This window comes from Bacillus sp. EKM501B (assembly GCF_011800505.1).
In the GTDB taxonomy this organism is placed as follows: domain Bacteria; phylum Bacillota; class Bacilli; order Bacillales; family Bacillaceae_G; genus Bacillus_A; species Bacillus_A cereus.
Genome location: NZ_JAALFZ010000001.1, coordinates 652496 through 665608 on the forward strand (window position 1 = coordinate 652496; position 13113 = coordinate 665608).

Consider the following 13113-nt stretch of genomic DNA (forward strand, 5'->3'; position numbering starts at 1 on the left):
ATAGGATGAAGAGTAACTTGAGGAGAGGGTGAAAAGAATGGATAATAACATTTTTAATAATATTGAGAAGGAAGCGAAAGTAAATAAAGAGGATATTTTTAAATTAGCATCATCCGTGCAAAATGCGAATTTACGTGATGAAACTGTACTTCGTCAATTAATTCATCAAGTGGCTCTTATGGCGGGACGTGAAGTGCCGAAAGAGCAAGAGGATCAAATTGTAAAAGCGATTATTAATAATAATATGCCAACAGATTTTGGCTCGTTAAGCAAAATGTTTAAAAAATAAATTATGAGAAACAAAGAGTTTGTAGATTGCATATGATAGCCATGAAAGAATGGGAATAGAGCTGTTTTTGGGCATATTTGGTCAACCGAAGCGAGAGGTACAATCGCTTCGGTTTTATTTTTGTCTAGATTGGTGAAAAATGCTGGAAAACCTATTGATTAAAGTTATATATTCGCAATTTGTAGTAAAATGTTCTTTTTGTATTTGTTTAAAGATTTTAATTTGTTAAAATAGTATAAAAATAGATTGATAAAAAGGGGTGTGTATATGTCAGAAGGGCTTATGAAAATGTGGTTAGCTTTAGGGGCAATTGGATTTATGTTTTTTGCAGTAAGTTTTATTTTATTAAGTAGACATAAAATAAAGAATAAATTTTTGAAAGGGATTACAGCATTAGTAGCGTACACCCTTATGATTGTGTCAGGAATTGTTATTTTTCTTGTTGTATTTAGTGGACCTGTACAGCAGTAAATGGAATGGTCTCGAAAATACTACATACAGAGCAAATTAGATTAGTATGAAAAGGTGATGGTAGTGAAAAAATTACATATTATTTTAATATTTTGTTGTATGAGCCTTTTAACGGGGTGTCTGTATCCGAAAGAAAATATGAAGCAAAATGCGGTTCCTTATGAAGATCAGCTACAGGTTGTTCAAAAAGCTGTTGTGACATTTAAGGAGCAAAATGATGGGATATTGCCAATTAAGACGAGGGATATGAGTACACCTATTTATCAAAAGTATCCGATCGATTTTCAACAGATTGCCCCGCGTTACATACAAGAAGCGCCAGGGAATGCGTATGAAAGTGGAGGAGTATATCAATACGTATTAATAGACGTTGAAACAAATCCAACAGTAAAGTTAATTGATGTTAGGATGGCTGAACAAATTCAGGAACTATCTTTAAAGCTTAGGATGTATCGTGATGAACATCAATATCCACCTTTTAAAAAAGTAATTTCAGATGGTGTATATGAATTGGATTTCAAAAAACTAGGATATAAAGATGTGCCACAAGTGACAAGTCCATATTCTGGTAAAGGACTTCCTTTTGTAATTAATGAAAAAGGAGAAGTTTTTGTTGATTATAGAATCGACTTATATGACGCTTTGAAAAAAAATGAAGGGCAGTTTACGGAGGGAGAAGATATTCGAAATATACTTTCGAAAGGTTCCCCGTTTGTACCAGCTTATTCTTTACCGTACACAGTAAAGGATGGAGAACCAATTTTTTTAAAATGATAAGTCATGAACCTTTCTTTTAGTGAATAAGTTCTAGAAGAAAGGTTTTTTATGTTATACAACTTACGATGCAAACAAAAGATATTTTTTAATAGTCATATGAAATTGGACAAAATTATATGATATATTGTCCGAACTTCTAGAATACCATTATATTATATCAGATATTATAGGCAACGTTAGAGAAGGTATTAGTTGACTATAAACGCGGAATTATTCCCAAAAATTTTGAGGGAGGGAATCACTTGGAAAAGGTAGATATTTTTAAAGATATTGCAGAACGAACAGGCGGTGATATTTATTTTGGAGTTGTAGGAGCTGTTCGAACAGGGAAATCAACATTCATTAAAAAATTTATGGAACTTGTAGTTATTCCAAACATTGAGAATGAGTCTGACCGTCAAAGAGCGCAGGATGAATTGCCTCAAAGTGCTGCTGGTCGTACAATTATGACGACGGAACCGAAGTTTGTTCCAAACCAAGCGGTTTCTATCGAAGTAGATGAAGGACTTGAAGTGAATATTCGATTAGTAGATTGTGTTGGATATACGGTTCCTGGAGCGAAGGGCTATGAAGATGAGAATGGCCCACGCATGATTAATACCCCTTGGTATGAAGAACCTATTCCATTCCATGAAGCTGCAGAAATCGGCACGCGTAAAGTAATTCAAGAACATTCAACAATTGGTGTTGTAATTACAACAGATGGAACAATTGGTGAAATTCCAAGAAGAGATTATATAGAGGCAGAAGAACGCGTTGTAAATGAGTTGAAAGAAGTAGGAAAACCTTTCATTATGATAATTAATACGGTACAGCCGTATCATCCAGATACAGAGCAATTACGCCAAAGTTTATCAGAAGAATATGATATCCCGGTTATTGCAATGAGTGTGGAGAGTTTAAGAGAAACAGATGTATATAATGTACTTCGTGAAGCGCTATTTGAATTCCCTGTATTAGAAGTGAATGTGAACCTTCCGAGCTGGGTAATGGTGCTAAATGAAGGGCATTGGTTGCGTCAAAGTTATCAAGAAGCAGTTCAAGAAACTGTGAAGGATATAAAACGTCTTCGTGATGTGGATCGCGTTGTTTGGCAGTTTAGTCAATATGAATTTATTGATCGAGCGAGCCTAGCTGGCATTGATATGGGGCAAGGTGTGGCGGAGATTGATTTATATGCGCCAGATGAATTATATGATCAGATTTTAAAAGAAGTAGTAGGAGTAGAAATTCGAGGGAAAGATCATTTATTAAAGCTTATGCTCGATTTATCTCATGCGAAAATAGAGTACGATCAAGTGGCGGATGCACTGCGTATGGTTAAGCAAACAGGATATGGTGTAGCAGCGCCTGCATTAGCGGATATGAGCTTAGATGAGCCAGAAATTATTCGTCACGGTTCAAGGTTTGGTGTGAAGTTAAAAGCAGTAGCGCCATCTATTCATATGATTAAAGTAGATGTAGAGTCAACGTTTGAGCCGATTATTGGTACTGAAAAGCAAAGTGAAGAATTAGTTCGTTATTTAATGCAAGATTTTGAAGATGACCCGTTATCAATTTGGAATTCTGATATATTTGGACGTTCACTTAGCTCGATTGTTCGAGAAGGAATTCAAGCGAAATTATCTTTAATGCCAGAAAATGCTAGATATAAATTAAAAGAAACGCTAGAAAGAATTATTAATGAAGGATCTGGCGGATTAATTGCGATTATACTATAAGAAAAAATCCCTCTCACTGTAGAGGGATTTTTTGTTTTTTTGATTATAAAATAGAAAAATAAACAGTCATTATCTAATACATTGTTGTAAATTGTCAAGTTTCATCAGATTTTCACATTTTCAGAGTAACAATTTCCTTAAAAATATTGAATTATAAAGGAGAATCGTATAATATAGGCGTTGATAATGATTTATCTACATCTTTGTAGTATAGAATTTGCAAAAATTGCCTACAAATGAAAGTAAGACTCATTTTATGATCATTATACAGTCTTATCTTTGGGAGGAGGTGAATGGCATGAACAAGACAGATTTAATCAATGCTGTTGCAGAAGCAAGTTCCCTTTCTAAAAAGGACGCAACAAAAGCAGTAGACGCTGTTTTTGATTCTATCTTAGAAGCTTTAAAACAAGGTGATAAAGTACAACTGATCGGATTCGGTAACTTCGAAGTTCGTGAGCGTGCGGCTCGTAAAGGTCGTAACCCACAAACAGGTGAGGAGATTGAAATCGCTGCAAGTAAAGTACCTGCATTCAAACCTGGTAAAGCGTTAAAAGATGCGGTTAAATAATCCTTACATATTAACAGGGAAGAAGAGTTTCCTTTTTGGGAACTCTTCTTTTTGCTTTTAAAAACATAAATATGCTAGAATGTGTTCGTATCACTTTTAGGTTTTCGGGAGGGCTAGCGGATGGCAAAAGTTAATTTAGAACAAATTGAACATGCAGTACGCCTTATTTTAGAGGCGATTGGGGATGACCCAAATCGTGAGGGAGTACTTGATACACCAAAGCGTGTTGCAAAAATGTACGCAGAAGTGTTCTCAGGTATGCATGAAGATCCGAAAGAGCATTTGCATAAAGTATTCGGAGAAGATCACGAAGAGCTTGTACTAGTAAAAGATATACCATTTTATTCGATGTGTGAGCATCATTTAGTTCCATTCTATGGAGTTGCTCACGTTGCATATATTCCGCAAGGTGGAAAGGTGACAGGGTTAAGTAAATTAGCTCGTACCGTAGATACAATTGCACGTCGCCCACAACTGCAAGAACGTATTACATCAACAGTAGCGAACTCTATTATGGAAGTACTAGAGCCTCATGGTGTAATGGTAGTAGTAGAAGCAGAACATATGTGTATGACGATGCGTGGTGTAAAAAAACCAGGTGCGAAAACAGTAACGACAGCAGTGCGTGGTGTGCTTGAAAATGATGCTGCAGCGCGCAGTGAAATTTTATCGTTTATTAAAACGAAGTAAAGAAAAGCGGGAAACTGCTTTTCTTTTTTTTTTTAGTAAATAAATGATATAGTTTTAACTAGACAGAGTGAGATTAGAAAGATTGCTTACATGAATGGTAGGTGTAGCCAAGTTTTGGTTATAGAAAATAGAGTGTATGTGTTATAATAAGTTTTATGAATTAGAAAACAAGGGTGATTTTTTGTGTGTGACATCTACGGAGGGTATGCGGGTATAAAAGAAAAATTGATGGAGAAATTACGCCATCCTTACTTTATAAACTATATTGAAGAACCATTTATTGATGAAGAAAAGATAGCATTGTTATATGGTGCTTTAAAGAGTGCAAACTTACATATAGAACAAATTGAGCATTACGTAGTAACAATTATGCTTGTACAAATTGCGCTTGATACGCATGAAAGGGTATCAAATAAAGCAGGCGAGGAAGAGATTGAATTCCATAAATGTCGTCAATTAACAGTACTTGCAGGCGATTACTATAGTGGACTATATTATTATTTATTGTCTATGAATCGTGATATTGTTTTAATTCGTGCACTTGCTGAAGGAATTAAAGAGATAAATGAACACAAAATTATGTTATACCAAAAAGCGCATGAAACGACGGATGACATAATGAAAAGCATAGTAATGATTGAGTCTGCGCTCCTTCAAAAAACATGTGATCATTTTCAGTTATCACATTGGAAGCCATTTATCACATACGTATTAGGTGGAAATCGCCTTCAAAAAGAAATTCAATTGTATGCTGATAAGCAACATTCGCCTGTTTTTCAAGCTATGCAAGATGCTTTAGGGGATAAAGCAGAAGTAGTGATTAATGGTTGGATGAAGGAATTGAGAAAGAAAGAAAAAAATTTTTTAGAAAATCACACAGACATAAATGAAATAAATTCTGTGTTAAGGAATAAATAGAAGACATAAGCAATTTTACATTGGAAGAAGGTACGAGCATGCAACAATCAAAAGAAGAAAGAGTACATGACGTATTTGAAAAGATTTCTGATAAATACGATGTGATGAATTCTGTAATTAGTTTTCAAAGACATAAAGCGTGGCGTAAAGAAACGATGCGAATTATGGATGTACAACCAGGCAGTCAAGCGCTTGATGTATGCTGTGGAACCGCAGATTGGACAATTGCGCTAGCTGGAGCCGTAGGTGAACAAGGAAAGGTTGTTGGCTTAGACTTCAGTGAAAATATGTTATCTGTCGGTAAGCAAAAGGTAGAGGCGTTACAATTAAAACAAGTAGAACTTCTACATGGGAATGCAATGGAACTTCCGTTTGAAGATAATACGTTTGATTATGTGACGATTGGGTTTGGTTTACGTAACGTACCGGATTATATGCACGTATTAAAAGAAATGACGCGTGTAGTAAAACCAGGTGGAAAAGTAATCTGTTTAGAAACATCTCAACCAACAATGATTGGTTTTCGACAAGGGTATATTTTATACTTTAAATATATCATGCCGTTATTTGGAAAGATGTTTGCGAAAAGTTATAAAGAGTATTCATGGCTTCAAGAATCTGCTAGTACGTTCCCAGGGATGAAAGAATTGGCTCAAATGTTTGAGCAAGCTGGACTTGAACGTGTGCAAGTGAAACCATTTACTTTTGGGGTAGCAGCGATGCATTTAGGTATTAAACCAGAATCAAAATAGAAAAAAGAAGTTTTAGGTTAAGGTGAACAATATGAAGTTACAACTTATGTACTCTTTTTTACGATCGGATATTAATGTGATAGAAAAAGAATTAAAAAAGACAGTCGCTTCTGAACAGCCATTAGTAGAAGAGGCAGCATTACAGCTTATTGAAGCTGGTGGGAAACGAATTCGTCCTGTATTTGTGTTGCTTGCAGGGAAATTTGGAGATTATAAGTTAGATGCGATTAAGCATGTTGCTGTTGCGTTAGAACTTATTCATATGGCTTCTCTTGTTCACGATGATGTTATTGATGCTGCATTTTTACGACGCGGCAGTGCGACTGTGAATGCGAAATGGGGAGATCGTATTGCGATGTATACAGGGGACTATCTGTTCGCTAAGTCTCTTGAATGTATAACAAATATCGAAATTCCAGAGGCGCATCAAGCGTTATCACATACTATTTTAGAAGTCTGTAAAGGTGAAATTGAACAAATTAAAGATAAATACAATTATGACCAAAATTTAAGAACGTATTTAAGAAGAATAAAGCGAAAAACAGCATTATTAATTGCCGCGAGTTGTCAATTGGGAGCGATTGCTGCTGGTGCTAATCGTGATACGGTAAATCGTCTATTTTGGTATGGGTATTTTGTAGGAATGTCTTATCAAATTATTGATGACATTTTAGACTTCGTTTCTACAGAAGAGAAACTTGGAAAACCTGCTGGCGGAGATTTACTACAAGGGAATATTACACTTCCTGCTTTATATGCGATGGAAGATCCAGTACTTCGTCAGAAAATCACATCTGTACATGAAAATTCAACAGCAAGTGAAATACAAGAAATTATTGATGCTGTAAAAAATAGTACAGCAATTGATCAAGCATTTGCATTTAGTGAACGTTATTTACATAAAGCTTTAGAAATAATAAAACCACTCCCACGTGGAAAAGCAAAGTACGCATTACAAAATGTTGCAAAGTATATTGGAAAACGAAAATTTTAATGTTTATTCTAAAAAATAAAATAATCTCTCTATTTCAAAACTATTGCACAATTGTGATAAGGGTGATAATATGTGTGTGGGGATATACAATTACATACATAATTCAGAAGTGGAGAGATTTTTTATGGAAAAAACATTTCTAATGGTAAAACCAGACGGTGTACAACGTGCCTTCATTGGGGAAATTGTAGCTCGTTTTGAGAAAAAAGGCTTTCAATTAGTTGGTGCAAAATTAATGCAAGTCACTCCGGAAATTGCTGGACAACACTACGCTGAGCATAAGGAAAAACCTTTCTTTGGTGAGTTAGTAGACTTTATTACATCTGGACCTGTGTTCGCAATGGTATGGCAAGGTGAAGGTGTAGTAGATACAGCGCGTAACATGATGGGGAAAACAAGACCACATGAAGCAGCTCCTGGAACAATTCGTGGAGATTTCGGTGTAACTGTTGCGAAAAACATTATCCATGGTTCTGATTCTTTAGAAAGCGCAGAGCGCGAGATTGCTATTTTCTTTAAAGAAGAAGAATTAGTTGACTACTCAAAATTAATGAATGAATGGATTTACTAATTATTTTGAAATAATTTGTAAACGCTTTAATCACTGTGATAATAGTAAAAAGTGCAAGGAGAATAGGGGTATTCTTCTTGCACTTTTTTTATTTTCAGTTAGTTACGAAGTTTGAGCTGTTATGATATGTTGATATTTAAATTAGGCCTATCGGAAATATAGAATAAGAAAATGGTCGATTTATGATATAATTTCTTTAATATTTTTAGAATGATAAAAGTTAATATAGTGAGATAAATACATATACGAAAAGAGGAATAACGTATGCGATATATTACAGCTGGTGAATCTCATGGTCCACAACTTACAACGATTATAGAAGGTGTTCCGGCAGGATTGTCTTTAGTAGCAGATGATATAAACGAAGAGTTAGCTAGAAGGCAAAAGGGATATGGGCGCGGTAGACGCATGCAAATTGAAACGGATCAAGTGCAAATTTTAAGTGGTGTTAGACATGGAGAAACATTAGGTTCCCCTATTGCACTTGTTGTTGAAAATCGTGATTTTGCACACTGGACAAAAATTATGGGGGCGGAGCCTTTAACTGAGCAAGAAGAAAAAGAGATGAAAAGGAAAGTGACAAAACCAAGGCCTGGGCATGCTGATTTAAATGGTGCGATTAAATATGGTCATAGAGATATGAGGAATGTACTGGAACGTTCGTCAGCGCGCGAAACGACGGTGCGTGTTGCTGCTGGTGCGGTTGCTAAAAAGGTGTTAGCAGAACTTGGTATTAAAGTGGCGGGCCATGTAATTGAAATTGGCGGTGTACAAGCTAAGGAGATTACGTATAGTTCAATTGAAGAATTAAAGAGTATTACAGAAGCATCTCCTGTACGTTGCTTAGATGAAGAAGCTGGTAACCAAATGATGAAAGCGATTGATGATGCGAAAGCAAATGGTGATTCAATTGGTGGAATCGTTGAAGTAATTGTGGAAGGGATGCCAATTGGAGTAGGTAGCTACGTGCATTATGATCGAAAACTGGATGCGAAATTAGCAGCTGCAATTATGAGTATTAATGCTTTTAAAGGTGTCGAGATTGGAATTGGTTTTGAAGCAGCGCATAGACCAGGAAGTGAAGTTCATGATGAAATTCTGTGGGATGAGGAGCATGGATATACACGAAGAACAAATAATGCAGGTGGACTAGAAGGCGGTATGACGACTGGAATGCCAATTGTTGTGCGCGGTGTGATGAAACCGATACCTACACTTTATAAACCTCTTCAAAGTGTAGATATTGATACGAAAGAGCCTTTTACAGCGAGTATTGAACGTTCAGATAGTTGTGCAGTGCCAGCAGCTAGTGTCGTTGCAGAAGCGGTTGTGGCTTGGGAATTAGCGACAGCTTTAATAGAACAATTCGGATTAGATCGTATGGAACTAATTCGTGAAAATATTGAGAAACATAATGAATATGCGAGGGGATTTTAATGGGAAACATACATATTCAAACGAAATCAAAAGAATATGATGTACATGTTGGTAAAGAAGCGTTGTCAAACTTAACAACGATCGTTCAAAATATGCAGCCAGCGGTATCTAACGTAATGATCATTTCAGATGAAGCTGTTGCATCACTACATTTACAGACAGTTATCGATGCATTACAAGTAGAGCAGCACGTGTTTTCGTTTGTTGTACCAAGTGGCGAAAAAGAGAAGTCTTTCGAAAATTTCTATGCGGCTCATACGTCAGCTCTTGAAAATAAATTAGATAGAAATTCTTTAATTCTTGCACTTGGAGGCGGAATGATTGGAGATTTAGCTGGTTTTGTTGCTGCATCGTTTATGCGTGGTATTCGCTTTGTGCAGGTTCCGACAACTTTATTAGCGCACGATAGCGCAGTGGGTGGGAAAGTAGCGATTAACCATCCGTTAGGTAAAAATATGATTGGTGCATTCCATCAGCCAGAAGCAGTTGTATATCATACACCGTTTTTACAGTCTCTTCCTGAAAAAGAGTGGCGTTCAGGTTATGCAGAGGTGATAAAGCATGCTCTTATTGGTGATGTGGAGCTATACCATTGGTTAAAAGAAGAAGTGCGAACATTAGCGGATCTTCATGATGAGAAGTTAATCCATATATTAACGAAGGCGATTCCTGTAAAGGCAAATGTTGTGTCACAAGATGAAACAGAGAAGGGTGTACGTGCTCATTTGAACTTTGGACATACGTTAGGACATGCTCTTGAAAAAGAGCTAGGGTATGGAAATATTACTCACGGTGACGGTGTAGCGGTTGGAATGTTATTCGCCATATTTTTAAGTGAGCAAGTGTACAAGGTTGATCTTGCTTATGAAGATATGAAGCAGTGGTTCTTGAAATACGGCTATCCAAAAATGCCAAGGGATTTGAATGTAGAGCGCCTCGTTCAATTGATGAAACAAGATAAGAAAGCAAATGCAGGAGCAATTCATATGGTGCTTATGCAGGAATATGGGGTAGTGAATGTCGTATCTATTTCAGATGAGACTGTTCATATTGCGTTAGAGGCATTTCAAAAAGATATGGTTTAAAATGATAGCGAAGTGCTGTGAAGTGCTCATTTAGAGGTATTCTCGTAATAGTGACGGTTATGACAAAAGATTACAGTAAGGGGCTATAACCGTATTGTAATCAAATTGAATGAAATGACTGGGGGAAGAAAAATGAGAGTGAAAGAGCAATTGTTAACTTTGAGAGCGTATGTGCCTGGGAAAAACATTGAAGAAGTAAAAAGAGAATATGGTTTATCAAAAATTGTGAAATTAGCATCCAACGAAAATCCATTCGGTTGTTCAGCACGTGTGACAGAAGCATTAACTTCTTTAGCGAGCCAATATGCCCTTTATCCAGATGGATATGCCTTTGAACTTCGGACAAAAGTAGCGGAACATTTAGGTGTAAAAGCAGAACAACTACTATTTGGTAGTGGATTAGATGAAGTCATTCAAATGATTAGCCGAGCGTTACTACATGAAGGAACAAACGTTGTAATGGCGAATCCTACGTTTTCACAATATCATCACCATGCTGTTATTGAAGGAGCAGAAGTTCGTGAAGTATCACTTAAAGATGGTATTCATGATTTAGATGCAATGCTAGAGCAAGTAGATGAGAAAACGAAAATTGTATGGATTTGTAATCCGAATAATCCAACAGGTACATATGTTGAGAAACAAAAATTACTTTCATTTTTAGAATCAGTTCCTAAGTCGGCTCTCGTTATTATGGACGAAGCATATTATGAATACGCGGAAGCAGAAGACTATCCGCAAACATTACCACTTCTTGAAAAGTATGAAAATCTTATGGTTTTACGCACGTTTTCAAAAGCATATGGTTTAGCTGCTTTTCGTATCGGATATGCGATTGGGGATGCGAAGTTAATCGGACAGCTAGAAGTAGCTAGGTTACCATTCAATACATCAACTGTAGCCCAATCTGTAGCACTCGCTGCATTAGAAGATCAAGCCTTTTTACAAGATTGTGTGCAAAAGAATGCTGAAGGTTTAAATCAGTATTATGCATTTTGTAAAGAATATAACGTATTCTATTATCCATCCCAAACAAATTTCATTTTCTTAAAACTTGGTATACCGGGTAATGAAGCTTTCGAACGATTAATGAAAAAAGGATATATCGTTCGTTCTGGTGCTGCATTTGGTATCGATGATGGTATTCGTATTACTGTCGGTTTGAAGGAAGAAAATGATGAAATTATAGAGTTGCTGAAAGAGCTTGTAAATGAGCAAGTACAGAAAGAAGAAACATATTCTTAAGAGATTGTGAAGGCTCCTAGTATAGGAGCCTTTTTTATCGCATTCAAAATAAAGGTTGAAGACTGCTAATTAAGTTATTCTGTAAACCACGGTTTGTATGGCTCGATAATTAGTGAGAGAAGTTATTTGCACGGTCATAAAAGAAAGCGGTACAATAGAAGATGATGGTAAGGTATCGGTGTCATATCCGAACCTTTTGAACAATTAACTACTCTGTAAGAAGAAGTATAAGAAGAAGTATGCTCATTCTAAAGGTTGCGTTCTAACAGTGAGTTGCTTATGATAAATGAACAGAAGAGAATATTTTTTAGAATTAAAGGAGACGTTTATGCAAAAGTTTGAACAAGCTGTTTCATATATTGAAAATGGTGAAGCGGAAAAAGGATTACAATTATTAAAAGAACAATTAAAAATTGCGAATGATGAAGAGAAGTATGATATCGCTCGTTACTATCATACGCTTGGATTTACAGATGAGGCATTAGCAATTACTGAAGACTTACGTTTACTGTATCCAGAAGAAAGTGAATTCACTGTATTTTTAGCAGAATTATATATTGATCTAGATAAAGAAGATGAAGCGATTGAAGTGCTTCATGATATTCCAGAAAATGACGATTTATATGTTCAATCGTTATTACTTGTTGCAGATTTATTCCAAATGCAAGGTTTTGATGATGTAGCAGAGCAAAAACTATTAAAGGCGAAAGAAATGATGCCTGATGAACCTGTTATTACGTTTGGGTTAGCAGAATTATATAGTAGTAAAGGTGAAGAACAAAAGGCAATTACTTATTATGAATCGCTATTAGCGGAACATAAAGTAATGGGTGGTGTTGTGATCGCACTTCGCCTCGCAGAAACGTTAAGCGCGATCGGAAACTGGGAAGAAGCGATTTCTTATTATGAAGCAGGCCTAGAGGAACAAAAAGATATTCACTCATTATTTGGATATGCCTTTACATTATACCAAGGTGAAGAATATCAGAGAGCAATTGGTGCTTGGCAAGAACTAAAAGAATTAGACCCTGAGTACGCATCACTGTACATGTATTTAGCGAAAAGCTATGAAAAAGAAGGAATGCTTCAAGAAAGCTATGAAACGCTTCATGAAGGAATTAAAGTAGATGAGCTTTCAGTTCCATTTTATGTAGAGTTAGCGAACATTGCGGCGAAATTAGGGAAAATAGTAGAAGCAGAGGAAGTTCTTCAAAAAGCGCTTGAGTTAGATCCAGGGCATTTAGGTGCAACATTAAAATATGCATATATCTTAAAAGAACAAGAAAAGTACGAAGAGTTAATTGCAATTGTAGAGCGTGCTATTGATAGTGGAGAACCAGATACACAACTACTTTGGGATCTTGCGTATGCAAAAAAACAATTAGAAATGTATTCGGATGCATTAAAACACTATGAAAGTGCATATACTTCTTTTAAGAATCATCCAGACTTCTTAGAAGAGTACGGTTATTTCTTATTGGAAGAAGGAAAACGAAAAGAGGCGAAAGAAGTATTTACCCAGTTATTACAACTAGACCCGACACAAATTCATATTGAAGAATTGTTATATAATTTAGAGGATTTTTCATAAG

14 protein-coding genes are annotated in these 13113 nt (G+C 36.0%); all 14 read left to right on the forward strand.

Annotated elements, in window-relative coordinates; translation table 11 throughout:
- The first annotated feature begins 37 nt into the window (after nt 1-37).
- Nucleotides 38-289 carry a stage VI sporulation protein F gene (locus tag HFD78_RS03450; protein ID WP_000369754.1) on the forward strand — a complete coding sequence of 84 codons (252 nt, stop codon included), beginning with the start codon at nt 38-40 and terminating at the stop codon, nt 287-289.
- Nucleotides 290-556: 267 nt separating this feature from the next.
- Nucleotides 557-760 (forward strand): DUF2768 domain-containing protein, encoded by a 204-nt coding sequence (locus tag HFD78_RS03455; RefSeq protein ID WP_001289004.1) that lies wholly within the window; start codon nt 557-559, stop codon nt 758-760.
- 63 nt (nt 761-823) lie between these two features.
- A complete protein-coding gene (locus HFD78_RS03460) occupies nt 824-1534 on the forward strand; it encodes a hypothetical protein (RefSeq protein ID WP_000733112.1) in 711 nt (236 codons plus the stop codon).
- Between the two features lie 245 nt (nt 1535-1779).
- Complete coding sequence (spoIVA, locus tag HFD78_RS03465; RefSeq protein ID WP_000416519.1) at nt 1780-3258, forward strand: stage IV sporulation protein A; 1479 nt, start codon at nt 1780-1782, stop codon at nt 3256-3258.
- A gap of 298 nt (nt 3259-3556) precedes the next feature.
- On the forward strand, nt 3557-3829 hold the full coding sequence (locus HFD78_RS03470; protein WP_001043860.1) for an HU family DNA-binding protein: 273 nt from the start codon (nt 3557-3559) through the stop codon (nt 3827-3829).
- 120 nt (nt 3830-3949) lie between these two features.
- Nucleotides 3950-4519 (forward strand): GTP cyclohydrolase I FolE, encoded by a 570-nt coding sequence (gene folE, locus HFD78_RS03475; RefSeq protein ID WP_001151482.1) that lies wholly within the window; start codon nt 3950-3952, stop codon nt 4517-4519.
- 183 nt (nt 4520-4702) lie between these two features.
- The gene (locus HFD78_RS03480) at nt 4703-5437 is read left to right on the forward strand and encodes a heptaprenyl diphosphate synthase component 1 (RefSeq protein WP_000332845.1); all 735 of its coding nucleotides are present in this window, start codon (nt 4703-4705) and stop codon (nt 5435-5437) included.
- Nucleotides 5438-5475: 38 nt separating this feature from the next.
- The gene (menG, locus tag HFD78_RS03485; RefSeq protein WP_001187674.1) at nt 5476-6189 is read left to right on the forward strand and encodes a 2-heptaprenyl-1,4-naphthoquinone methyltransferase; all 714 of its coding nucleotides are present in this window, start codon (nt 5476-5478) and stop codon (nt 6187-6189) included.
- Nucleotides 6190-6220: 31 nt separating this feature from the next.
- A complete protein-coding gene (hepT, locus tag HFD78_RS03490) occupies nt 6221-7183 on the forward strand; it encodes a heptaprenyl diphosphate synthase component II (protein ID WP_000776076.1) in 963 nt (320 codons plus the stop codon).
- A gap of 124 nt (nt 7184-7307) precedes the next feature.
- On the forward strand, nt 7308-7754 hold the full coding sequence (gene ndk, locus HFD78_RS03495; RefSeq protein WP_000415883.1) for a nucleoside-diphosphate kinase: 447 nt from the start codon (nt 7308-7310) through the stop codon (nt 7752-7754).
- 264 nt (nt 7755-8018) lie between these two features.
- Nucleotides 8019-9191, forward strand: coding sequence for a chorismate synthase (gene aroC / locus HFD78_RS03500; RefSeq protein WP_001269386.1), 1173 nt, complete (start codon nt 8019-8021; stop codon nt 9189-9191).
- Nucleotides 9191-10276, forward strand: a complete 1086-nt coding sequence (gene aroB, locus HFD78_RS03505; RefSeq protein WP_191968053.1) for a 3-dehydroquinate synthase — start codon at nt 9191-9193, stop codon at nt 10274-10276. The genes aroC and aroB overlap by 1 nt, the downstream gene beginning before the upstream one ends.
- Nucleotides 10277-10408: 132 nt before the next feature.
- The gene (hisC, locus tag HFD78_RS03510; protein WP_001264023.1) at nt 10409-11521 is read left to right on the forward strand and encodes a histidinol-phosphate transaminase; all 1113 of its coding nucleotides are present in this window, start codon (nt 10409-10411) and stop codon (nt 11519-11521) included.
- Between the two features lie 328 nt (nt 11522-11849).
- The gene (locus HFD78_RS03515; RefSeq protein ID WP_001168671.1) at nt 11850-13112 is read left to right on the forward strand and encodes a tetratricopeptide repeat protein; all 1263 of its coding nucleotides are present in this window, start codon (nt 11850-11852) and stop codon (nt 13110-13112) included.
- The last annotated feature ends 1 nt before the right edge of the window (nt 13113 follow it).